General features: G+C 63.1%; 21 protein-coding genes. 12 read left to right on the top strand and 9 right to left on the bottom strand.

Going from position 1 to position 23404, the window contains the following annotated elements; all coding sequences use genetic code 11:
- Window positions 1-72: 72 nt before the first annotated feature.
- From ACEPP2_RS09655 to ACEPP2_RS09645, 3 genes are all read left to right on the top strand, one after another.
- A complete protein-coding gene (locus tag ACEPP2_RS09655; RefSeq protein ID WP_183949900.1) occupies window positions 73-567 on the top strand; it encodes a MarR family winged helix-turn-helix transcriptional regulator in 495 nt (164 codons plus the stop codon).
- Window positions 568-667: 100 nt separating this feature from the next.
- The gene (locus ACEPP2_RS09650) at window positions 668-1690 is read left to right on the top strand and encodes a LacI family DNA-binding transcriptional regulator (RefSeq protein WP_052639404.1); all 1023 of its coding nucleotides are present in this window, start codon (window positions 668-670) and stop codon (window positions 1688-1690) included.
- 21 nt (window positions 1691-1711) lie between these two features.
- On the top strand, window positions 1712-2674 hold the full coding sequence (locus ACEPP2_RS09645; RefSeq protein ID WP_395516466.1) for a 2-hydroxyacid dehydrogenase: 963 nt from the start codon (window positions 1712-1714) through the stop codon (window positions 2672-2674).
- A 25-nt stretch (window positions 2675-2699) separates the two neighbouring features.
- Here ACEPP2_RS09645 and ACEPP2_RS09640 read toward each other — a convergent pair whose 3' ends face one another.
- The gene (locus ACEPP2_RS09640) at window positions 2700-3494 is read right to left on the bottom strand and encodes a gamma-glutamyl-gamma-aminobutyrate hydrolase family protein (protein WP_395516465.1); all 795 of its coding nucleotides are present in this window, start codon (window positions 3492-3494) and stop codon (window positions 2700-2702) included.
- Between the two features lie 286 nt (window positions 3495-3780).
- Between ACEPP2_RS09640 and ACEPP2_RS09635 the strand changes: the two genes are divergently transcribed.
- The gene (locus ACEPP2_RS09635) at window positions 3781-4887 is read left to right on the top strand and encodes a TRAP transporter substrate-binding protein (RefSeq protein ID WP_142587209.1); all 1107 of its coding nucleotides are present in this window, start codon (window positions 3781-3783) and stop codon (window positions 4885-4887) included.
- Window positions 4888-5018: 131 nt separating this feature from the next.
- Here the strand turns inward: ACEPP2_RS09635 and ACEPP2_RS09630 are convergent, their stop codons facing one another.
- From ACEPP2_RS09630 to ACEPP2_RS09605, 6 genes are all read right to left on the bottom strand, one after another.
- Complete coding sequence (locus tag ACEPP2_RS09630; protein WP_152339486.1) at window positions 5019-6419, bottom strand: NAD(P)(+) transhydrogenase (Re/Si-specific) subunit beta; 1401 nt, start codon at window positions 6417-6419, stop codon at window positions 5019-5021.
- A gap of 12 nt (window positions 6420-6431) precedes the next feature.
- Window positions 6432-6842, bottom strand: coding sequence for an NAD(P) transhydrogenase subunit alpha (locus tag ACEPP2_RS09625; RefSeq protein WP_052639394.1), 411 nt, complete (start codon window positions 6840-6842; stop codon window positions 6432-6434).
- A complete protein-coding gene (locus ACEPP2_RS09620) occupies window positions 6842-8152 on the bottom strand; it encodes a Re/Si-specific NAD(P)(+) transhydrogenase subunit alpha (protein WP_142587208.1) in 1311 nt (436 codons plus the stop codon). The genes ACEPP2_RS09625 and ACEPP2_RS09620 overlap by 1 nt, the downstream gene beginning before the upstream one ends.
- Before the next feature lie 76 nt (window positions 8153-8228).
- Window positions 8229-8453, bottom strand: coding sequence for an aa3-type cytochrome c oxidase subunit IV (locus tag ACEPP2_RS09615; protein WP_077549714.1), 225 nt, complete (start codon window positions 8451-8453; stop codon window positions 8229-8231).
- Window positions 8454-8628: 175 nt separating this feature from the next.
- Window positions 8629-9378 (bottom strand): N-acyl amino acid synthase FeeM domain-containing protein, encoded by a 750-nt coding sequence (locus tag ACEPP2_RS09610; RefSeq protein WP_142587206.1) that lies wholly within the window; start codon window positions 9376-9378, stop codon window positions 8629-8631.
- A gap of 137 nt (window positions 9379-9515) precedes the next feature.
- Window positions 9516-11810, bottom strand: a complete 2295-nt coding sequence (locus ACEPP2_RS09605) for a putative bifunctional diguanylate cyclase/phosphodiesterase (RefSeq protein ID WP_395516464.1) — start codon at window positions 11808-11810, stop codon at window positions 9516-9518.
- Between the two features lie 376 nt (window positions 11811-12186).
- Here ACEPP2_RS09605 and ACEPP2_RS09600 point away from each other — a divergent pair, with 376 nt between their 5' ends.
- The 3 genes from ACEPP2_RS09600 to ACEPP2_RS09590 all read left to right on the top strand — a co-directional run bounded on the left by ACEPP2_RS09600 (window position 12187) and on the right by ACEPP2_RS09590 (window position 15941).
- Window positions 12187-12747, top strand: a complete 561-nt coding sequence (locus ACEPP2_RS09600) for a TRAP transporter small permease subunit (RefSeq protein WP_395516463.1) — start codon at window positions 12187-12189, stop codon at window positions 12745-12747.
- A gap of 2 nt (window positions 12748-12749) precedes the next feature.
- Window positions 12750-14726 carry a TRAP transporter large permease gene (locus ACEPP2_RS09595; RefSeq protein WP_395516462.1) on the top strand — a complete coding sequence of 659 codons (1977 nt, stop codon included), beginning with the start codon at window positions 12750-12752 and terminating at the stop codon, window positions 14724-14726.
- A 195-nt stretch (window positions 14727-14921) separates the two neighbouring features.
- On the top strand, window positions 14922-15941 hold the full coding sequence (locus ACEPP2_RS09590) for an LLM class flavin-dependent oxidoreductase (protein ID WP_395516461.1): 1020 nt from the start codon (window positions 14922-14924) through the stop codon (window positions 15939-15941).
- Window positions 15942-15965: 24 nt separating this feature from the next.
- On the opposite strand, the gene ACEPP2_RS09585 is transcribed toward ACEPP2_RS09590, so the two are convergent.
- Both ACEPP2_RS09585 and rpsU read right to left on the bottom strand, forming a co-directional pair.
- Window positions 15966-16850 (bottom strand): tetratricopeptide repeat protein, encoded by an 885-nt coding sequence (locus ACEPP2_RS09585; protein ID WP_395516460.1) that lies wholly within the window; start codon window positions 16848-16850, stop codon window positions 15966-15968.
- Between the two features lie 119 nt (window positions 16851-16969).
- Window positions 16970-17197 carry a 30S ribosomal protein S21 gene (gene rpsU / locus ACEPP2_RS09580; RefSeq protein ID WP_052639379.1) on the bottom strand — a complete coding sequence of 76 codons (228 nt, stop codon included), beginning with the start codon at window positions 17195-17197 and terminating at the stop codon, window positions 16970-16972.
- A 304-nt stretch (window positions 17198-17501) separates the two neighbouring features.
- Between rpsU and ACEPP2_RS09575 the strand changes: the two genes are divergently transcribed.
- From ACEPP2_RS09575 to ACEPP2_RS09555, 5 genes are all read left to right on the top strand, one after another.
- A complete protein-coding gene (locus ACEPP2_RS09575; RefSeq protein ID WP_395516459.1) occupies window positions 17502-18125 on the top strand; it encodes a hypothetical protein in 624 nt (207 codons plus the stop codon).
- 129 nt (window positions 18126-18254) lie between these two features.
- The gene (locus tag ACEPP2_RS09570; protein ID WP_395516458.1) at window positions 18255-19508 is read left to right on the top strand and encodes a sarcosine oxidase subunit beta family protein; all 1254 of its coding nucleotides are present in this window, start codon (window positions 18255-18257) and stop codon (window positions 19506-19508) included.
- A 16-nt stretch (window positions 19509-19524) separates the two neighbouring features.
- Window positions 19525-19866 (top strand): sarcosine oxidase subunit delta, encoded by a 342-nt coding sequence (locus ACEPP2_RS09565; protein ID WP_077549701.1) that lies wholly within the window; start codon window positions 19525-19527, stop codon window positions 19864-19866.
- Window positions 19863-22841 carry a sarcosine oxidase subunit alpha gene (locus ACEPP2_RS09560; RefSeq protein ID WP_395516457.1) on the top strand — a complete coding sequence of 993 codons (2979 nt, stop codon included), beginning with the start codon at window positions 19863-19865 and terminating at the stop codon, window positions 22839-22841. Before ACEPP2_RS09565 ends, ACEPP2_RS09560 begins: the two co-directional genes overlap by 4 nt.
- On the top strand, window positions 22834-23382 hold the full coding sequence (locus tag ACEPP2_RS09555; protein ID WP_395516456.1) for a sarcosine oxidase subunit gamma: 549 nt from the start codon (window positions 22834-22836) through the stop codon (window positions 23380-23382). The genes ACEPP2_RS09560 and ACEPP2_RS09555 overlap by 8 nt, the downstream gene beginning before the upstream one ends.
- The last annotated feature ends 22 nt before the right edge of the window (window positions 23383-23404 follow it).

Here is a 23404-nt window from a genome sequence, read left to right as displayed (position 1 = left end):
ATCCCTCGTTTCGCTATGCATGGGACGAAGTCTATAGCCGTGCGAGCCTCAGCACGGAAGCAGGAAGGGCAGATGGCCAAGAAGAAGGACGGCAAGAAGGGCAAGGACGGCAAGAACGGCAAGAAGAAGGATCTCGAAGCCTTTGCTCCCGCCGATCTTGCGGTCGGCCTCACCCAGGCGGCCCGGTCCCTGCGCACCGTGCTCAGCCGCAGCCTTGCCGAAAGTGGCCTCTATGCGGGGCAGGATGGCGTGATCCTTGCACTCGCCGAGCAGGACGGCTTGACTGCCGGCCAGTTGGCCGCCCATCTCGGCGTCAAGGCCCCAACCATGACGCGCACCATCGGACGCATGGAGGCGCAGGGTTTCGTCATGCGTAGCGAGGACGGCGAAGACGGACGCCTGACAAAAGTATTCCTCACCGAGAGCGGCAGAGCGAGCGTGACACGGATCGAGCAAAGCGTGGCGGCCTGTGGGGAGCTAGCCTTGAAGGATTTCTCCGGCAAGGAGATCCGGACACTGATGCGGCTCCTGCGCGCCCTGGACAACAATCTCCATTCGCCTGAATAACCTGTTCGCTGGGCCTTTCCGGGCAGTTGCGATTTCCCATTTAATTATTTAAAGGATTTTAAATCCGGCCGCAGCCGGTGCTTGCCTGGCCGGAGGGGACGTGGCGCAAAAGATCAAGCTGTCGACGATTGCCGAAAGCCTCGGCCTGTCCACCGCAACCATTTCGCTCGCCTTGCGCGACAGTCCGCTGGTTGCAGCTGATACCCGGGAGAAGATCAAGGAGCAGGCGCGCGCGCTGGGCTATATCTACAATCGGCGCGCGGCGAGCCTCAGGACCTCCCGCTCCGGCATTGTCGGCGTCGTTGTACACGACATCATGAACCCCTTCTACGGGGAAATCCTGAAGGCGATCGAAAGCGAGCTCGACCGCAGCGGCCAGACCTTCATCCTGTCCAATCATTACGATTCCGTCGAGAAGCAGCGGACCTTCATCGAAACACTGCTGCAGCTCGGTGGCGATGGGGTCATCATGTCTCCGGCGATCGGCACTCCGATTGAGGACGTCAAGCTCGCCGAGGCCAATGGCATGCCGGCCATTCTGGTTGCCCGGTCCATGGAGGGCGTCAACCTGCCCATGTATCGCGGCGACGACAGCTACGGCATCTCGCTTGCCACCAACCATCTGATCGGGCTCGGCCACCGGGTCATCGCGATGATCGGCGGTACGGATCAAACCTCGACCGGGCGCGATCGCTACCAGGGCTATGTCAACGCGCTGCGCAAGGCAGGCATTGAAGTGGACCCGAACCTCCGCATTCCCGGCCCGCGCTCCAAGCAGGGCGGGTTCGAGGCGGCCGTACATTTCCTGTCGTTGCCGCAGAAGCCGACGGCGGCCGTGTGCTGGAACGATCTCGTCGCGATCGGCCTGATGAATGGCATCGCCCGGGCGGGCCTTGTCCCCGGCCAGGACATCTCCGTTACCGGCTACGACGACCTCGAGGAAGCCTCGATCGCAACGCCAGCGCTTACCACCGTCTGGAACGGCCAGAGCGAGGTAGGCCGGCTGGCCGCCCGCGCACTGCTCGACCGCCTTGCCGGGAGCCATGAGCCGGACGGTATCCACCTCATCAAGCCGGAGATGCGCATCCGCCAGTCAACCGGCATCTACCGACCCCGCAGCTGAATTCGAAGGAGGAGAGACAGCATGTCCGACCAACCCGTAGCCATACTTGTGCCCGGCCGCATCCACCCGCGGGTGCTCGAACGGCTGAAGGAGACCTTCGAGATCGTCGCCGTCCCAATGGGCCCCCCGACCGATATCGATCCCGGCCTTCGCGACAGGATCAGGGGCGTTGCTATCTCGGGCGTCCTGGACAATGGCTGGATCGACAGGCTGCCCAACCTGGAGATCGTCTCCAACTTCGGCGTCGGCTACGATGGGGTCGATACGGCAAAGGCGTTGCAGCACGGCATCATCGTCACCCATACGCCCGATGTGCTGAACGACGAGGTCGCCGACACGACCATCGCACTGCTCCTCAACACGCTCCGGGAATATCCACGGGCCGAAAATTATCTGCGCGAGGGGCGCTGGAAGAGCGAAGGACCCTATCCGCTGACACCGCTTTCGCTGCGCGGCCGCCACGTCGGGATCCTCGGTCTCGGCCGCATCGGCATCGAGATCGCCAAGCGGCTCGAGCCGTTCAAGGCCCGCATCGGCTACCATACCCGCACCCGCAGGGACGGGCTCCCCTATACCTACTATCCATCGCTGAAGGCGATGGCCGAGGAGGTGGACACGCTGATCTCGATCGTGCCCGGCACGGCTGCAACCCACAAGATATTCACCTCGGAGATCTTCGCCGCCCTTGGGCCGAACGGTGTCTTCATCAATGTCGGTCGCGGTACGAGCGTCGACGAGGAGGCGCTGGCCGAGGCTCTGCGCAGCCGCACCATCGCCGCGGCCGGACTGGACGTCTTCTATGACGAGCCGAACGTCCCGCAGGCGCTGCTCGATCTTCCGAATACCAGCCTCTTGCCGCACGTGGCCTCTGCGTCGGTGCCGACGCGCAATGCCATGGCTGATCTGGTGGTGGACAATCTCATCGGTTGGTTCCGCGAGAAGAAGGTGATCACGCCGGTTCCGGAAACGCCGGTAAAAGCCTGACCAACCCTCGTTGCTGCCGGTTGGCTCAGCCGGCAGCAGCGGCCAGCTGAGCGGGCCGTGTGCCGGCTCCACGAGTGGCGGCGTAGTCCCTCACGGCGTCGCCGAAGGCTTTGAACAGGGCGCGCGAGGGGGCATCCGTCTCGGCCCAGTATTCCGGGTGCCACTGGACGCCGACGGCGAATCCCTTCGCATCGATCACCGAAACCGCCTCGATCGTCCCGTCTTCAGCCGTTGCCTCGACCGTCAGCCGGGGCGCGGTCTCGGCGATCGCCTGGCGGTGCAGCGAGTTGATCTGCACCTCGCCGGAGAGGCCGAGGTGGCGGGCGATGCAAGTGCCTTCCCGAACGAATACAGGCTGGCGGATCGCGTACATGTGATCGCGCTCGGGCACGTTAGGCTTGCGGTGGTCCCACATGCCAGGCTGGTCGTGTATCTCGCTCGCAAGCGTCCCGCCCAGCGCGACGTTCAGCTCCTGGAGCCCGCGGCAGATGGCAAGCATGGGGATACCGCGCTCGATGGCGTGTCGGATGAGAGGCAGCGAGGTGGAATCCCGCGCAATGTCGAAAGGCCCATCCGCCTCCGTCGCTTCTCGGCCGTAGAGCGAGGGATGGACATTGGTGGCGGAGCCGGAAACGAGAAGTCCGTCGACCCGGTCGAGGATGGCATCGGTGTCATTGCCTTCCTCGAAGGCGGGAATGATGAAGGTCATCACGTCCGCCACCTTGAGGGCCGCCTTCACGTACTGGTTCGGAGTGGCGTGCCAGACTGTACCCTCAAATTCGCGAATATCTGCGGGTAGGGCGACGATCGGTTTGGGCATCTGAAGTCTCCGAGACGAAACCGATTTCTGGCGCCGGATCATCCTTGCTGTCAAGCGGTTCCCGCGGCTCCTGTCGCCCATAGTTTGGGCAGCGTTCTTGGCGGTGTGTGAAACCTGCGGAGAAATTGCGCAGGTCTCGGATTCTGTTAGTAAAAGAACATCCGAGACCAAGGGATAATGCCGGATATGCTTGCACGCGCGAGGGGGACATGTTTACCTCCGCGGCGGACCGGGGGAGGGCAAGAATACCGTCCCCTGCGGTTTTTGTTTTGTTGGGAGGTAATACATGGATCGTCGTTCATTCTTCAAGAAGGCGGCAGTAACCGGCGCCGGTGCAGCCGCCGCCACGACGCTGGCGGCTCCGGCCATCGCTCAGGAAAATCCGAAGATAACCTGGCGTCTGACGTCTTCGTTTCCGAAGTCGCTCGACACCATCTATGGCGGTGCTGAAGACATCGCACGCCGCGTCTCGGAAGCCACGGGCGGCAACTTCACCATCCAGCCCTTCGCGGCCGGTGAAATCGTTCCCGGCCTCCAGGCAGCTGACGCCGTCAGCGCCGGCACGGTCGAAATGTGCCACACCTGCTCTTACTACTATGTCGGCAAGGACCCGACCTTCGCGATCGGAACGGCCATCCCCTTCGGCCTCAACGCCCGCCTGACCAATTCCTGGTTCTACGAAGGCAACGGCAACAAGCTTCTCAACGAATTCTACGCCACTCATGGCCTCTACGGCATGATCTCCGGCAATACCGGCGCCCAGATGGGTGGCTGGTTCCGCAAGGAGATCAACACGGTCGACGACTTCAAGGGCGTCAAGATGCGCATCGCCGGTCTTGCCGGCAAGGTGGTCGAGAAGCTCGGCGTCGTGCCGCAGCAGATCGCCGGCGGCGACATCTATCCCGCTCTGGAGAAGGGCACGATCGACGCAGCCGAGTGGGTCGGTCCCTATGACGACCAGAAGCTCGGCTTCTACAAGGTCGCCAAGTACTACTACTATCCCGCATTCTGGGAAGGCGGCCCGGTCATCCACTCCTTCGTCAACCTGGAGCAGTGGAACAACCTGCCGAAGCACTACCAGGCCGCGCTGACCGATGCCTGCGCCTATGCCAACACCAGCATGATGGCGAAGTACGACGCCAAGAACCCGGCCGCCGTGAAGCAGCTCGTTGCCGACGGCACGATCCTGCGTCCGTTCAGCCAGGAAATCCTCGAGGCCTGCTTCAACGCCGCGCAGGAAGTCTATGCCGAGCTCACGGCTTCCAACGAGTGGTTCAAGAAGATCTACGAAGACCAGGTCGCCTTCAAGAAGGAAGGCTATCTGTGGATGCAGCTGTCGGAATACACGTTCGACACCTTCATGATGATCCAGCAGCGTAACGGCAAGCTCTAAGCTTTAGTCGACTACGGTAGCACCGAGGCCCGGATCTCAGGATCCGGGCCTTTTCTGTTGCAGCCCTCTGGACAGGTCAAAAAGAAAGCCCGGCTTCTCGCCGGGCTTGGGATTCGGGCAGATTGACCCGTCTAGTGCTTCATCGCCTTGACGATGTCCTCGGTCATCTTCTTGGCGTCGCCGAGCAGCATCATCGTGCCGTCCTTGTAGAACAGCGTGTTGTCGATGCCGGCATAGCCGGAGCCGAGCGAGCGCTTGACGAAGAGGCAGGTCTTGGCCTTGTCGACGTCGAGGATCGGCATCCCGTAGATCGGCGAGGTCTTGTCGTCGCGCGCCGCCGGATTGGTGACGTCATTGGCGCCGATCACATAAGCGACGTCCGCCTGCGCGAACTCGGCATTGATGTCTTCTAGCTCGAAGACCTCGTCGTAGGGGACGTTCGCCTCGGCGAGTAGCACGTTCATGTGTCCGGGCATGCGGCCGGCGACAGGATGAATAGCGTACTTCACCTCGACACCGTGTTCCTTCAGCGTATCGGCAAGCTCGCGCAGCGCATGCTGCGCTTGGGCGACGGCCATGCCGTATCCCGGCACGATGATCACCTTTTCAGCGTTCTGCATCAGGAAAGCTGCGTCGTCGGCAGAGCCCTGCTTCACGGCCCGCTGGACCCCGTCGTCGGCACCGGCCGCAGCCGTTTCACCGCCGAAGCCGCCGAGGATGACGGAGATGAAGGAGCGGTTCATCCCCTTGCACATGATGTAGGAGAGGATCGCACCCGAGGAGCCGACCAATGCGCCGGTGATGATCAGCGCCAGGTTCCCGAGGGTGAAGCCGATTCCCGCCGCCGCCCATCCCGAATAGGAGTTCAGCATCGACACGACGACCGGCATGTCGGCGCCACCGATCGGCACGATGAGCAACACGCCGAGCGCCAGCGACAGGATGACGATCAGCCAGAACTGCGTATGGCTCTCCGTCTGCGTCAGCGCGGCGATCAAGACGATGATCGCCACCAGCAAGCCGATGTTGATCGGGTGCCGGAAGGGCAGGAGGATCGGCTTGCCGGACATGCGTCCGTCGAGCTTGAGGTAGGCGATGATGGAACCGGTGAAGGTGATCGCGCCAATCGCGGCGCCGAGTGCCATCTCGATGAGCGCTTGCCCGTGGATCGTGCCGACATCGCCGATCCCGAAGGAAACCGGGTCATAGAGGGCTGCGGCAGCAACCATGACGGCGGCGAAGCCGACCAGCGAGTGGAAACCTGCCACAAGCTGGGGCATGGCCGTCATCGGAATGGTACGGGCGATATAGGCGCCCGCACCGCCCCCGATGGCGAGCGCCAGCACGATCAGCACAAGTCCGCCGAAGTCCGGCGTGGCGAGCAGAAGCGTCGTGCCGATGGCAATGCCCATGCCGACCATGCCGTAGACATTGCCCTGGCGGCTGGTTGTCGGATGCGACAGGCCGCGGAGCGCCATGATGAACAGCACGCCGGAGACGAGGTAGAGGAAGGCTGCAAGGTTCTGTGACATTGTTCAGGACCCTCAGCGATCTTTTTTCTTGTACATGGCGAGCATCCGGCTGGTGACCAGAAAGCCGCCGAAGATGTTCACCGAGACAAGCACCAGTGCCACGAAGCCGAAGCCGGTGGCATAGCCGCTGGCGGAGATGCCGACAGCGAGGAGTGCCCCGACCACGATCACCGAGGAAATGGCATTGGTGACGGCCATCAGCGGGGTGTGCAGCGCCGGCGTCACCGACCAGACGACGTAATAGCCGACGAAGATGGACAGCACGAAGATCGCCAGCCGGAACACGAAGGGGTCGATCGCGCCGCCTGACACTCCGTGTGCTGCCTGGGCGACAGCTTCGGGAGCCTGTTCGGCCGCAACTCTCACAGCCTCGACGGCATGTTCGAGCCGATCAAGAGCCGAATTCATCACTTCGCTCGCCATCAAAGCCCCTCCTTCTTGTCAGGCGTTGCTGCTTCGGTCTTCTTGCGCGTTCGCTTGGGCTTGTCCGGCGAGGTCTCGCCCGAGACGGGAGATGCAGTCCTAGCCGGTTTGCGCGCGGGTGCCGCAGCAGCGGTTGTCGTCGTCTCGGCTACTGATGCCGTGGAGGGTGCAAACGATGCTGCCGCCTCGGCAAAATTCGGATGCACCACCTGGCCTCCATGGGTCAGCATGGTGGCCTTCACCAGTTCATCGTCCGGATTGACGGCAAATTCCTTGGTCTCCTTCGAAACCATGGTCTCCAGGAAGGCGAAGAGGTTCTTCGCGTAGAGCGCCGAAGCAGAGGCCGCAACGCGGCCCGCCACGTTGGCGTAGCCGATGACCTTGACGCCTTCGACCGTGGCGATCGAACCCTTGACGGAGCCCTCGATATTGCCGCCCCGCTCGACGGCGAGGTCGACCGCGACCGAGCCGGCCTTCATCGAGGCGAGCATGGCACGGGTGACGAGGCGCGGCGCCGGCCGGCCGGGAATGAGCGCGGTGGTGATGACGATGTCCTGCTTGGCGATGTGCTCGGTGACGAGCGCCGCCTGCTTCGCCTGGTAGGCTTCCGACATCTGCTTGGCATAGCCGCCGGCCGTTTCCGCGGCCTTGAACTCCTCGTCCTCGACGGCGATGAACTTGGCGCCGAGCGAGGCGACCTGTTCCTTGGCGGCCGGACGCACGTCGGTGGCGGAGACCACGGCACCCAGCCGGCGGGCGGTGGCGATCGCCTGCAGACCGGCGACGCCGGCGCCCATGACGAAGACCTTGGCGGCCGGAACCGTACCAGCGGCGGTCATCATCATCGGCAGGGCGCGGCCGTATTCATGCGCCGCATCGATGACGGCACGGTAGCCGGCAAGGTTCGCCTGGGAAGAGAGAATGTCCATGGACTGCGCGCGAGTGATGCGCGGCATCAGCTCCATGGCGAACGCCGTGATGCCGGCGCGCGCCATTTCCGCCAGGGCCGCCTCGTTGCCATAGGGGTCCATGCCGGCGAAGACGGCGGTGCCGGGCCTGTATCCGCTGATCTCGGCCGATCCCGGACGGTTGACCTTGAGGATCACGTCCGCGGTGGCGGCGTCCGAAGCCGAGCCGATGCGCGCGCCAGCCGCCTCGAAATCAGCGTCGAGAATACCGGATGCCGTCCCGGCGCCCGCCTCGACCACGATGGAAAAGCCCATCGCCGAGAGGCGCTTCACCGTTTCCGGCGAGGCCGCCACCCGTTCCTCACCTGCCCCTTCGCGGGGTACGAAAATCACCTTTGCCACGATTTGCCCTCCCAGATTCGTGTGCTGGACAGGCATGAATGTCATGCCGGTCCTTCCGATCATTTCGGTCGAGGGATCAGCGAAGCAGGTAGAAGCCGGCGGCGGTGAGGACGAGGAAGACGATGAGCGCGCCGAAGAAGCCGGCCCCGCCGAAGAACCCGGCCGCCATGGCGATCAGGAGGACGACCATGACCATGGTTCCCCACTTCGTCAGCGCGAGGAACATGTTGTAGGTCTTCTCGTGCTCCGGGTAATCCATGGAAGCACCCGTCTCGACTGGAGCGCTGTTGTGATTGTCCATTCGTCGTCTCCCTGATGCGGCCGCTCCGACCACCTTCTCGGCGCGGCCGTTGAAACCTGTCCGACCGGCCACGAGCGAAATGATCGGGGCCGATTTTGTTGGATTCTGGCCTTACACAAAGCCGCCACAAAGCGCAATGGCACCTTCTGGCGCAGGCAGTCACGCTCCCGATGTTTCAGCTCGCGAGCGGCATGGAATGCTGCCGGGCCAGTCGTGCCGTCGGCAGGATCGTCAGCGGCGCCATGCCGCTGAGCGGCGATCGGTCGAACATCAGACGGCGTTCGTAGGGCTGGGATTCGTAGATCGGGAAGCGGCTCAAGAGCTTCGGCCCGATCTCGCGGGTGCGTGACGCAAGAAGCGTCAGATCGAAACCATATATGCTGGCGAAGGTCGGGGGTACGACGGTATCGGCATAGAAATAGCGGCGGTAGAAGGCGGAATGGGCGGGACGGATATGCTGCAGCATGCGGTCCGCATTGAAGTAGATCGCCGCCATGATCGTCGGCCTGACCGTCAGGAAAGGCAGGGCCGAGCGCTCGCCGTCCAGTTCGGGATCAATGGCGAGCCTTGCCGGGTCGATCAGCGTCATGCCGGCATCGAGGAAGGCATTCACTGCGTCGGGAAAGACGCCGGCCGACTGGCTGATCCGGTGGGTCGGGGTCACATGGTGCACCCTTATGGTGCTGACCAGTTCCTCATATAGATAGACCCCGAAGACGTAGGCGTGGTCGTCGAAATCGACCTCGTCGAGCATGCTGCTCGCGGAGAGCGGCAGGACGCCTCGCTCCTGATAGGACTTGTAGCGAAGCCGGGCAATGTCTTCGAAATCCTCCTGGCTTTCGATGCGGCGATACTCGACGGCGTCCAGGATCGAAAGAAGCTTGGTGGAAAATTCCTTGGTGGTAACGGTACTATTATTGAGCATCTGCGGCAATCTCCTCAGAGTTAACGAGAAGTTAACCCGAGATTGTCCGCTTCGGATGTGCTGCCGCCCCGAACGGGCGGTATTTTGGCGATTATGGTTAAGACCGGAGGGGGCGCGGCGCCTCCGTTACGGGGATGCTATGTCACTGGCTTTAGGCGCTTGCGCGATGCCTTGACGGCCACAGCCTGACCGCTTGCACGAAGCATCCTGGTCGCGGTCTCCGCATCAACGGGTGGCGCAAAGACATAGCCCTGGATCAGGTCTGCAAAGCGGTTCTCCTTGATGAGTTGAAGCTGTTCCTGTGTCTCAACGCCTTCGATCACGATCCTCAAAGCAAGATCACGCGACAGTTGCGCAATTCCCTTCAGCAGCTTCATCTGGCGCGGGTCATGGGTGATGTCCCGGATGAAGGCCCGGTCGACCTTGACGATGTCGAGCGGCAGGGAGGTCAGATAGCTGAGACTCGAAAAACCGGTGCCGAAGTCGTCAATCGCGATCGTGACGCCCTTCTCCCGCAACTGATGCAGGACCTTGCTTACCGCGGCGGGGTCATCAATGAAGCAGCTTTCTGTCAACTCCACGTGGAGGCGCCATGGTGGCAGGCCGGTGCGCGCAAGAATTTCGAGTATGTCGCCGAAGATGTCCGGATTCAGTAGGTCGTGAGCGGACAGGTTCACGGAAAGCGCCGTCGGGTGCTCCCAGCCGGCGCAATCGCGGCTGGCCCGTTCCAGCACCAGGCGCGTGATGCTGGAGATGATGCCCATCTCTTCTGCCATCGGAATGAAGACGTTGGGCGCGATCATGCCCTTTTCGGGATGCTTCCAGCGAACGAGTGCCTCCATGCACTCAATCCGGCTGCCGTCGACCGTGTACATGGGCTGGTAGACAACCTGGAGCTCCTCGTCCTCGACCGCCTGTCGCAACGCAGCCCGCAGCTTCTGCTCCTCGACATAGCGAGCATCCATTTCGGGTCGGAAGAAGGAGAGGGAGCCCTTGCCCTTCACCTGCGCATCACTGAGCGCGAGATCGGCCTTGATCAGCCAGGTCTCTATATCGAATTCGTCGGCTCGACCGACGATGGCGCCGCCATTGACGCGGATCTCGATCCGGAAGTCAGGGAGATCATAGGCACGCTGGATCTCCTCATGCACCTTCCGGACATGCGCCTCCAGCTGGGGGCGGTCCTCGGCCATCACGAAGAGGGTGAATTCGTCGCCCACCAGGCGCCCCGTCAGCAGATCGGGCCCACCCTGAGCAGACAGCCTCGATGCGACGGCCGCCAGCAGCCGGTCGCCAACAACATGGCCCCGCAGGTCGTTGACGTGCTTGAAGGCTTCGAGATCGAGCACGACAAGGGCGGCAAGGCTGTCAGACGGGCGCCGTTTGAGCTCGGCCGTTGCCATTGCGGCAAAATGAGACCGGTTGGCCAGCCCCGTCAGCGTATCGAACTGCACCATGTGCAGGATCTTCGCGTCCGCCTCGACGCGCGCGCTGACGTCCTCGAAGATCAGCACGATCCCGCCATCCTCGCGCCGGCTGGCGGAGAATTCCACATGCAGCCCTTTCTTGAGCTGGAAAAGGGTGCGGTCGATGTCGCCGCTCAACAAATGCCGTAGTTCAGTGACGGCCCTTGTGCGGCGGTAGCCATTATGGGCTTCCAGCACCCCAACCAGCGGAAGCCCGCGGATCTCGGAAACGTCCGGCAGTCCGAGCAGGTCGGAGGCGCGGCGGTTGACGACTTCAATGCGGCCTTCGCTGTCCAGCATGACGAGGCCGTGGGCGATCGTCGTCAGCGCCAGATCAAGCTGGTTGGCGATAAGGCGAATCTTTCGGGCCGCCAGGACGTTCTTGTAGAGAAACTCGCGCACGCCATTGGCCATCGAGCGGGTCGTCAGGCCGAAGGGGATGAGCAGTAGTGACATCATCGCAAGATGCGTATCGAGACTGGCGATACAGGCGATGATGATGGGGACGCAACAGCCGAGGGTCTGGAAGTCTACCGCATGGCGCGAGCCGTAATTGCGGCCGACAATGGACATCATCGATCCCATCGTCATTGCAATGCAGGTGAAGGCAACGAAGCTGTCCTTAAGGACGAGCATGGCGTGGCCGCTCGTCGTTCCCAGCAGGAGAGCGGTCATGGCGGCGCCCACAACATAGCGTCGCTCCCAGCGAGCGATCTGCTTGTCCGTCAGTGAGGTCTTGTCGACCTTGTCGAACCTCAGGAAATCGAAGAACCGGAGGGCGAAAACGAGCGGAAAGCCAGCCGCCGCATACAGATAGAACTGCGATCCCGTGTAGCTGAAGACGATAGCGCACCACACGACGTGGACCACCACGCCGGTAACCAATGTGCCGCGGTTTTCAAACAGCGAGCTCACGAAGGACAGGTAGACATCCGTCGGCAGCGTCGTTGCGTCTTGCGCTTTCATGGGTTGCCCCTCGTCTCGGCCCACCCTTGCCCGAGACAGCTTAATTTCGTCCGAATCGGCACCCCTTCCCCCATGAACCTGAGGGGTTGTTCGTTTTCTGCTTAACAGAAGTCAAAGAAAGCCCCGCAGGAATTCGCACTCCATCTTCACAGATTTCCGGACGGTGGCAAGCGGATCACAGTCTCGAGACGATTCGACCATTTCCAGCGGACAGACTGTCGCGATTGGGTCGCAGAAGCCTTGAAAACCAGCGCATCGCGCGCTCAGCCAATTGATTTTTGCGGCTCCAGCCAATACAGGTCGCGCACTAACAACGGGACCCGGCAATCGCCCAGGCCGGTGGCGATGGCTGCAAGGTTCGACAGGAGGGGAAAAAATGGCTGCGCTGCTCGCGCTCAGTCGCGTGATCGATGCCGTCACAACGGTCATCGGAAAATCCGTATCATGGCTGCTGCTCGCAGCCGTTCTGATCAGCGCGGGAAATGCCATTCTGCGCAAGGCGCTCGACATGTCGTCGAACGCATGGCTGGAAGTGCAGTGGTACCTGTTTGGAACCGTCTTCATGCTGGCCGCGGCCTATGCGCTGCTGAAGAACGAGCATGTCCGCATCGACATAGTCTCGTCCATGTGGAGCAAGCGGACGCGCGACATCATCGACCTCGTGCTGCACATCATCTTCCTCGTGCCGTTCGCCGGGCTGATGGCTTATCTTGCCTGGCCCTGGTTCTGGCTTTCGTTCAACTCCGGCGAGATTTCGTCGAATGCCGGGGGGCTCACCATCTGGCCGGCCAAGCTGGTGGTGCTGCTGGGCTTCCTGCTGCTCCTGCTGCAGGCCTTCTCCGAAATCATCAAGCGCTTTGCCGTCATCACGGGCCGGATCGAGGATGCACGCCATGACACAGCCGGCGAAATGCCGACTGCCGCGACGGAGGTCTGAGCGTGATCGACTTCATTGCCCACAACCTGCCGCTGGTGATGTTCTCTAGCGTCATGCTGATGCTGCTGCTCGGCTATCCGGTGGCCTTCACGCTTGCCGCAGGCGGCCTGATATACTTTGTGATCGGCGTCGAACTCTCGACGATTTCGCCGGAAATCCGGCTATTCTGGCCGCTGCTGCAATCCCATCCGGAGCGCATCTACGGCATCATGTACAACGATACGCTCTTGGCGATCCCGTTCTTCACCTTCATGGGGATCATTCTTGAGCGGTCGCGCATGGCGGAAGACCTGCTCGACACGATCGGCCAGCTGTTCGGACCGATCCGCGGCGGCCTGGCCTATGCCGTCATCCTCGTCGGCGCGCTTCTCGGCGCCACGACCGGCGTTGTCGCTGCATCCGTCATGGCCATGGGGTTGATCTCGCTGCCGATCATGATGCGCTACGGCTACAACAGGCCGCTCGTCTCCGGCACGATCGCCGCCTCCGGCACGTTGGCGCAGATCGTCCCGCCCTCGCTCGTCCTGATCGTCATGGCCGACCAGCTCGGTCGCTCGGTCGGCGACATGTATCTCGGCGCGCTTTATCCGGCGCTGCTGATTGTCGGGGCCTACTGCCTCTACATCTTCGCCGTCTCAATGGTGAAGCCGGAATGGGCGCCGGCGCTGCCGATGGAGGCCCGCACGCTCGGCAACGGCGTGACCTCGCTGATCGTGATGCTGGCGATCTCGGTCGCCCTTTACTATCTCGGCATGTACGTGCTGTTCACTGGCATCCAGTCGCCGGAGTGGCAGCTGGTTGCGGCCATGGTGTTCGCGGTGGCCGTGGTATACGTCGTCGCGCTGATCAACAGCCGTGTCGAGAAGAAGCTCATCTCACGGCTGGCCGAGCAGGTCATCATCGTGCTCATCCCGCCGCTGGCGCTGATCTTCCTGGTGCTCGGCACGATCTTCCTCGGCATCGCAACCCCGACCGAAGGCGGCGCGATGGGCGCCACTGGCGCGCTGCTTCTCGCCCTCGCCAAGGGGCGCCTGAGCTTCGGAACGATCAAGAATGCACTGGACGCCACGACGAAGCTGTCCGCCTTCGTGATGATGATCCTCATTGGTGCACGCGTCTTCGGCCTGACCTTCTACGGCATCAACGGGAATGTCTGGATCGAGGAACTGCTGCTGGCACTGCCCGGCGGCGAGTACGGCTTCCTGATCGTGGTGACGATCATCGTCTTCATCCTCGGATGCTTCCTCGACTTCTTCGAGATCGCCTTTATCATGGTGCCGCTGCTCGCGCCCGTGGCAGAGGCGCACGGGATTGATCTCGTCTGGTTCGGGATCATCCTCGGCATCAACCTGCAGACTTCGTTCCTGACGCCGCCCTTCGGCTTCTCGCTGTTCTTTCTGCGATCCATCGCGCCGGCAGCACCATGGCTGGACAAGGTAACGGGCAAGACCATGCCGGCGATGAAGACCACGGAGATCTACAGGGGCGTCTTCCCCTATATCATCATCCAATTCGTCATGATCCTCGTGGTGATCTTCTTCCCCGGGCTGGTGATGCACTACAAGACCGATCATCCGAGCGCCGATCCGACCGATATCCAGATCGAGATCCCCGGCTTCGGCGGCCAGGGTGGCGGGCTCGGCCTACCGCCGCTGGGTGGCCAGGGAGGCGGTGGAGGTGGCGGAGCGGGCGCGCCACCCGCGATGGGCCTTCCGCCCCTCAATCTTGGCGAGCCGCCTGCCTCGGGCGCCCAGCCTGCGTCGCCGCCGGCTTTTGGCCTGCCGCCGCTCAACCTAGGTGGGGAGCAGCCGCAACCTTCGGCACCGTCAGAGCCCGAGGCTCCTGCCGCCCCGCCGGCCTTCGGACTGCCGCCGCTCCAGGGACTGCCGGGGCAACAGGCCCCGCAGCCACCGGCTCAACAGCCGGCACAGCCACCCGCGCAGCCGGACCTGAGCCAGCCGCCACCGATCAATCAGTAGAAACCAGGCAAAAGCCCCGGCACGTCCGGGGCTTTTTCTTGGCTCCTGGCCGGTCCGGTGGGGTGTCAGGCAGCGGGATTGGCGGCATCGTTCAGCATGAGCGAACGGTCCGTCCGGCGGCCCGAGTGAGCTGGTACCTGACGCCGAGGCCTCCACGTGCCATATAAGCCGTAACGCCACCGGCAGGAGCATGCCATGAAGAAGATCGGTTTCCTTTCCTTCGGCCACTGGATGCCGTCACCACAGTCGGGCACACGCTCGGCCGGGGATGCTCTGCTGCAGTCCATCGATCTGGCCGTGGCAGCCGAGGAACTTGGTGCCGACGGCGCCTATTTCCGCGTCCACCATTTCGCCCGGCAACTGGCCTCGCCCTTTCCACTGCTCGCGGCAGTAGGAGCCAAGACCAGCCGCATCGAGATCGGCACGGCCGTGATAGACATGCGCTACGAGAACCCGCTCTACATGGCCGAGGATGCCGGTGCGGCGGATCTTATTGCCGGTGGGCGCCTGCAACTCGGCATCAGCCGCGGCTCCCCCGAGCAGGTCATCGATGGGTGGCGCTATTTCGGCTACGAGCCGGGCGAGGGACAGAGCGATGCAGACATGGGGCGTCGCCATGCGGAGGTCTTTCTCGACGTCCTGAAGGGGGAGGGCTTTGCCCAGCCTAACCCGCGGCCGATGTTCGCCAACCCGCCGGGGCTGCTTCGCCTGGAGCCCTATTCGGAGGGCCTGCGCGAGCGCGTCTGGTGGGGTGCCGGTTCCAACGCGACGGCCGTGTGGGCTGCCAAGCTCGGCATGAACCTGCAGTCGTCGACGCTGAAGGACGACGAGACGGGCGAGGCCTTCCACATCCAGCAGGCCAAGCAGATCCGCGCCTATCGCGGAGCATGGAAGGAGGCGGGTCATGACCGCGCGCCGCGGGTTTCCGTTTCGCGGTCGATCTTCGCGATCGTCAACGACATGGACCGCGCCTATTTCGGCTACAGCAAGGACGAGGATTCGATCGGCTATCTCGACGCCAATACCCGAGCCATCTTCGGCCGTTCCTACGCGGCAGAGCCGGATGCGCTGGTCGAGGAACTAAGTAAGGACGAGGCAATTGCGGAGGCCGACACGCTGCTCCTGACGGTGCCGAACCAACTGGGCGTCGAATACAACGCCCACGTGATCGAGGCGATCCTCAAGCATGTAGCGCCAGCCCTGGGCTGGCGCTAGGCTACTGCAGCGCCCAATTCCGGCCTAGCTGCTGCGGGTGCGGGCGAGGCCGTCCTTGGCCGGCTGGTAGTTGGGGTCCAGACGGGCGGCATGGGCAAACGACTTGGCGGCGCGGGCCCTGTCGCCGCGGGTCTCGTAAACGAGCCCCTGGTTCGTCCAGGATTCCGCGAGCTTGTCGTTATAGGCGATCGCCGTGTTGATGTCCGCGAAGGCGTTTTCGTCGTCGCCCATTGCGAGGTAGGAGACGGCGCGGCCGTTATAGGGTTCTGGCGAGTTGGGCGAGAGCGAGATCGCCTTGGAGAAGTCCTCGATGGCCTGCGCATGCTGGCCACGAAGCTGGTAGATCAGGCCGCGGTTGTGGTAGGCGCGACCATCGGTCGTGTCGAGCTGGATGGCGCGGTTGAAATCGTTGAACGCCTCGTCGTTGCGGCCTGCCTGACGATAAATGTTGCCGCGGCCGATATAAGCGACGTCATAACTCGGGTTCAGCTGGATCGCGCGGTTGTAGTCATTCGCGGCTTCCACGGGCTTGCCCATGTTGCGGTAGACGAGGGCCCGGTTGGCATAGGCCTGGTAGAACTGCGGATTGAGCTGGATTGCCCGGTTGAAATCGTCGAGCGCCTGCTTGAACTGGCCGGCGCGGCCATAGGCGGAGCCGCGGACATTGTAGCCTTCCGGATCCCCAGGATTGGCGTTGATGACGGCCGTCAGCGAGGCGATGTTCTCTTCCGAGCCCTGGGCGCGGTCGACCGTGATGAGATCGGTCGTCTGCGATGTGGTCGAGCAACCGGCCAGGAGGACGCTGGAGGCGAGAGCGAGTGCAGAGAGCGTAACCTTGCTGCGAATCGGGGCGGTGATGGTCGAAAAGACGAGTGTTGCGGACGAAGGAGCAGCAGTCTTGAAGGCCATCAGGCTCGGTTCCTCGTATCGTTCAGGAGCGGAATCGTGATCCGGTAAAAGCGAAAGGCGGCGGCGCCCAAGTCGCCACCGCCTCATTAGCACGTCAAAAACGTCAGAAAAACGGCCGATTAACGGCTCGGGCGCGGAGCGGCAATCAGGCCTTCGCGCTGCATGCGCTTGCGAGCCAGCTTGCGGACCCGACGAACGGCCTCAGCCTTTTCGCGAGCACGCTTCTGGGAAGGCTTTTCGTAGTAGTCGCGCATCTTCATTTCGCGGAAGATGCCTTCGCGCTGCATCTTCTTCTTGAGAGCGCGGAGAGCCTGATCAACGTTGTTGTCGCGGACAAGTACCTGCACGTGTAATCCCGTTCCTTGGTTTGGTTGCTCGCCGGAATCCATGCTGATTCGAGGCGAAAGAATAACTGTGCCCGGCCGGAAAGCCGTGCGATTGGTTCGGCAGATAGCAGAGGCTGGGTCGGAAGTCCAGATACTCCGATGCGGCGGCCTGCCGAAAAATATCGTGCGCGGCACGGGCGATCTACTCCAGCCAACCGATCTTGCCAACTCAGGAAAGCTTTAGGTTGCATCTCGGCATTGTTGCAATTTCTGGTAAAAGCGTCATAGTGTTGTTTGCTGAAGGCGACAGGGGCGGAGGGGTGTGATGCGGACGCAGGTGCTCGCGGCTTTGATGGCGGTGCTGCCGCTGACGTCCTGCTCGCCGAACGCCGGCGCAGGCAAGATCGCTTTCGGCGAAACCATTGGCCTCTCGACCACCGGCAATCTCCGGATCATTACCGAGCGCCAACGTTACGGCATGCCTCCCGTCGTCTGTACCGAGCCGAGCCCGGATTACGCCATTGCCTTCAACTTCACGCGCAAGGCAAAGCTCGATCTGCCCTCGCCGGCGGGTACCCGGACGGTGGATGGAGAGCTTTCATCCACGGAGACCATTGACGAAGGCGAAGGGCGCGCCGCCGCTGTGCTGGCGCTACGCGATGGGCTCTACAATGCCTGCCAGAGCTATGCGAACGGGGTGATCGGCCACGACGCCTACGCGATGATCCTCAGCCAGTATGGCGCCCTGCTGGTGGCGCTGGTCGGGAGCGACACGGTGAAGGGGGCGCCGGTAGCGTCCTCCATCGGAACGCAGAATGCCACCCTCTCGGCACTCACCGTCGCCTGCGTCAGCAGCTATGACAGGTCGCGCGGCGAGCAGACGAACGCGCTACTGACACCGGCATTTTGTCACAGTGTATTCCAGCGTGCGATGGCGCCGCGCCGCTGATTCAGGCCTCTGGCGACATTAGCAAAACAATCCTCTGCATGCGTCGCAAAAGAGCCATTGCGGGCCGTGTTGATTTGCGATGGGTATGTCTCTAACAGAACTCCGTTCCTCCAGGGAGTCGAAGGCGACATGCGCAAATATTCGGTCTTCGCCGTGGCCCGCGAAGCACTTCGGGGCCACAAGGGTTGGGAAGCCCAGTGGTCCTCGCCAGAGCCGCGTTCCAGCTACGACGTGATCATCATCGGCGGCGGCGGGCATGGACTTGGCGCGGCCTATTACCTTGCCAAGGAACACGGCATCACCAATGTCGCGGTGCTGGAGAAGGGCTGGCTCGGGGGCGGCAATACCGGCCGCAACACGACGATCATCCGCTCCAACTATCTCTACGAAGAGAGCATGGACATCTACGAGCATTCCCTGAAGCTGTGGGGAGGCTTGAGCCAGGACCTCAACTACAACGTCATGTATTCGCCGCGCGGCGTGATGATGCTGTCGCACAACACGCACGACATGCAGAGCTTCAAGCGGCACATCAACGCCAACCGGCTCTATGGAATCGACAACGAATGGCTGACGCCGGAAGAGGCGAAGGCCTATGTGCCGGTTCTCGATATCTCGAAGACCGCCCGCTACCCGATCAACGGTGCGGCGCTGCAGCGGCGCGGCGGCACGGCACGCCATGATGCCGTCGCCTGGGGTTATGCCCGCGCGGCCTCCGACCGGGGCGTCCACATCATCCAGAATACCGAAGTCACCGGCATCCGCCGCGGCCCGAACGGCGAGGTGACGGGGGTCGAAACCAATCGCGGCTTCATCGGGGCGAAGAAGATCGGTGTCTCCGCCGCCGGCCATTCGTCCGTCGTGATGGAGATGGCGGGGGTGCGCATGCCGCTCCATTCGACGCCGCTGCAGGCGCTGGTCTCCGAACCGCTGAAGCCGATCTTCCCCTGCGTCGTCATGTCGAACACGGTGCATGCCTATATTTCGCAGTCGGACAAGGGCGAACTTGTCATTGGGGCAGGCACCGACCAATACAACTCCTACAGCCAGACCGGCGGACTGCAGATCATCACCCATACGCTCGATGCCATCTGCGAACTCTTCCCGATGTTCCGCCGCGTCAAGATGATGCGCCAGTGGGGCGGCATCACCGATAACACGCCAGACCGTTCACCGATCCAGGGCGTGACGCCGGTGCCGAACCTCTTCGTCAACTGCGGCTGGGGAACGGGTGGCTTCAAGGCGACGCCGGGTTCCGCCAACCTCTTTGCCCACCTCATCGCCAAGGGCGAGCCGCACCGGCTGGCCCGGGGCCTGACGCTCGACCGGTTCCGCACCGGCCGCCTCATCGACGAGGCCGCCGCCGCCGCCGTCGCGCACTGATTGCGAGGTTCCAGAGATGCTGCTGATCCATTGCCCCTATTGCGAGGAAGATCGCTCGGAACTCGAATTCCGCTGGGCGGGCGAGGCCCATATTGCAAGGCCGGAGGACATCGCCGGCATCACGGACGAGGAGTTCGCCGAGTTCTTCTTCCTGCGCAACAACGAGAAAGGCCTGACCTATGAGCGCTGGCGCCATATCCATGGTTGCGGGCGCTTCTTCAACGCGGCGCGCGATACGGTGAGCGACAAGTTCCTGATGACCTACAAGGCTGGCCTGCCGAAGCAGCCGGTGCCGGGCGTGTCGGCGACGGAAAAGACCGTCGAGACTTATGAGCAGACCGAGGGAGATGCCCGATGAGCGCCTCGGCCAAGAACCTCGGCGCCTACCGCATCACGGGCGCTGGCCGCCTGACACCTGCGCGCACGGCGCGTTTCACCTTCGACGGCAAGAGCTACACGGCGATGGAGGGTGATACGGTCGCGTCCGCGCTGCTGGCTCATGGTGTTCATCTCGTGGGGCGCTCGTTCAAGTATCACCGGCCGCGGGGCATCTTGAGCGCCGGACCGGAGGAGCCCAACGCGCTTCTTGACGTTTCCCGCGACGCTGCCCGCCGTCAGCCCAACGTGCGGGCCACCGTCCAGGAGGTCTTCGACGGGGCGAAGATCTCATCGCAGAACCGCTGGCCGTCGCTTTCCTTCGATGTCGGGGCCGTCAACAACCTGTTCTCGCCCTTCTTCGCGGCCGGCTTCTACTACAAGACCTTCATGTGGCCGAAGGAAGCCTGGACAAAGGTCTACGAGCCCTTCATCCGCCGTGCGGCCGGCCTGGGTGTTGCACCGACGGAAGAGGATCCGGATCGCTACGCCAACCGCTTCGCCCATTGCGACCTGCTGATTGCCGGCGCCGGGGTTGCCGGGCTTACGGCCGCTCTCTCGGCAGCCTTCACCGGTGTGGAGGTAATCCTCGTCGACGAGCAGCCGGAGGTGGGCGGCGCTCTCCACTTCGACACCTCGACGACGATCGACGGGCAGAACGGCTATGACTGGGCGCAGGACACAGCCGCGAAGCTGCGGGCGATGCCGAACGTGCGCGTGCTGACCCGGACGACCGCGTTCGGCTACTACAACCACGGCTTCCTTGGGCTTGCCGAGCGCGTGAGCGACCACCTCGACCGCCCCGGACGTGACACGCCTCGTGAGCGCCTGTGGCAGGTGCGGGCGAAACGCGTGATCCTCGCGACCGGGTCGATCGAGCGGCACATGGTGTTCGCCAACAACGACCGCCCGGGCATCATGCTGGCGTCTGCGGCGCGCACCTTCCTCAACCACCATGGTGTCGCCGTCGGCCGCAATGTCGGTGTCTACACCGCGCATGACAGCGCCTATGAGGCGGCGTTCGACCTGAAGCGGGCGGGTGTCCATATCGCTGCCATCGTCGATTCCCGCGAGCGGCCGGGCGAGGCAGTGCTGGAGGAGGCGCGGGCGCTCGGCATCAAGGTGCTGACCGGGCATTCGGTAGCGGATACGGCGGGACGCCTGCGGATCAGGTCGATGACTGTGGCCCGCAACGGAAATTTTGACATCCGCAAGATCGCAGTCGACGCGCTGATCGTCTCGGCGGGCTGGACCCCGTCTGTGCACCTTTTCTCCCAGTCGCGCGGCAAGCTGCGCTGGGATGAGGCGAACCGGCGGTTCCTGCCGGATGTCTATGCGCAGGACTGTGTCTCGATCGGCGCCTGCAATGGAACCGACGATCTTGCCGAAGCAATCGACGAAGCCATTACCGCCGGCGGCGGCAGGATCGCGGTCCGCGGCGAGAGCCGGTTCGCCTGGACTGGCGGCATGATCGGTTCCGCGGAAGGTGCTGGGCCTGATACGACGGTCAAGGCCTTTGTCGACTTCCAGCACGACGTCACGGCGAAGGACATTCGCCTTGCGGTGCGCGAAGGCATGCACTCGATCGAACACATCAAGCGGTTCACGACGAACGGCATGGCATCCGACCAGGGCAAGCTCTCCAACATGCACGGGCTGGCGATCGCCGCAGAAATGCTCGATCGGCCGATCCCCAAGGTCGGTCTCACGACCTTCCGCGCACCCTATACGTCGGTTACCTACGGCACGCTGGTGTCGCATTCGCGCGGCAAGCTCTTCGACCCCGCTCGCAAGACTCCGATGCACGAGCTCGAAGCGGCCGAGGGTGCCGAATTCGAGGATGTCGGCAACTGGAAGCGCGCCTGGTATTTTCCGCGGCGCGGCGAGGACATGGCCTCTGCGGTCAACCGCGAATGCCGCACCGTCCGCGACGTCGCGGGCGTCTTCGACGCCTCGACGCTCGGGAAGATCGAGGTGGTCGGGCCGGATGCGGCGCAGTTCCTCAACCTGCTCTACACCAACGCCTGGGACACGCTGCAGCCCGGCAAGTGCCGCTACGGCATCATGACCCGCGAGGACGGTTTCATCTATGATGACGGCGTCGTCGGGCGGCTGGCCGAGGATCGCTTCCACGTCACCACGACGACCGGCGGAGCGCCGCGCGTTCTCCATCACATGGAGGACTATCTCCAGACCGAGTTCCCGCACTTGAAGGTGTGGCTGACCTCGACCACAGAGCAATGGGCGGTGATAGCCGTGCAGGGGCCAAGGGCAAGGGAGATCATCCAGCCGTTCGTCGTGGGCGTGGATATCTCCAACGAGACCTTCCCGCACATGAGCGTGGCTGAATGCACGGTCATGGGCGTTCCGGCCCGGCTCTTCCGCATGTCGTTTACCGGCGAACTCGGCTTCGAGGTGAACGTCCCCGCAGATTACGGTCCGGCAGTGTGGAAGGCGATCTGGGAACTGGCGAAGGGCATGGGCGGCTGCCTCTACGGCACCGAATCTATGCACGTGCTGCGCGCCGAAAAGGGCTATATCATCGTCGGCCAGGACACCGACGGGACGGTGACGCCGGATGATGCGGGTCTCGGCTGGGCGGTTTCGAAGAAGAAGACCGACTTCGTCGGTATCCGTGGCCTGAAGCGTCCGGATCTCGTCCGCGATGGCCGCAAGCAACTCGTCGGGCTTCGCACCAACCGGCCAAGCGACGTGCTGGAAGAGGGGGCGCAGATCGTTGCCGACCCGAACCAGCCGAAGCCGATGACCATGCTCGGCCACGTGACGTCGGCCTACTGGTCGGAGAACTGCGGCCGCTCGATCGCCATGGCGCTCGTCGCCGGCGGCCGGGAGCGGATCGGCCAGACGCTCTATATACCGATGAGGGATCGTACCATTGCCGTCGAAGTGACCGACACGGTGTTCTTCGACAAGGAAGGAGGCCGCATCCATGGCTGATCTCGCGCAACGCACGCTGCCGCTTGCCGGCGTCCATGGCGGTTCCGCAAGTGTGAGGCTGACGCCGGCCCAACCAACCGAACGGATATCGCTGCGGGCCCGGGCGGAGGACGTGACTGCCCTTTCGCAGGCTCTCGGACTCGACCTGCCCACAAGGCCGAAGACGTCCGCCTCCGCGAACGGACGCACCGCGCTATGGCTCGGGCCGGATGAATGGCTGGTGATCGGCGAGGCCGGGTCGGGGCTGATGCGGGCGGCGCAGGAATCCGGCGTGCTGCATTCCGCTGTCGATGTCTCCCACCGTAATACAGCGATCCTCGTCGAAGGACCGGGTGCTGCGGCAGCAATCAATGCCGGCTGCCCCCAGGACCTGTCGCTCAAGGCTTTTCCCGTGGGCGCCTGCACCCGCACCATCTTCGGAAAAGTGGAGATCGTGCTCCTACGGACCGGTGAGGAGAGCTTCCGGGTAGAAGTGTGGCGGTCGTTCTCGGACTACGCGTTCACACTGCTGGCGGAGGGGGCGAGGGACGCAGCGCTCTGAGGGAGCAACCTGCTCTGCCTGC

The sequence above is a fragment of the Pseudorhizobium flavum genome, assembly GCF_044142885.1.
In the GTDB taxonomy this organism is placed as follows: domain Bacteria; phylum Pseudomonadota; class Alphaproteobacteria; order Rhizobiales; family Rhizobiaceae; genus Neorhizobium; species Neorhizobium flavum.
The sequence above is the reverse complement of the archived record's forward strand: the minus strand, read 5'-3'. Positions and strand labels throughout refer to the sequence as shown.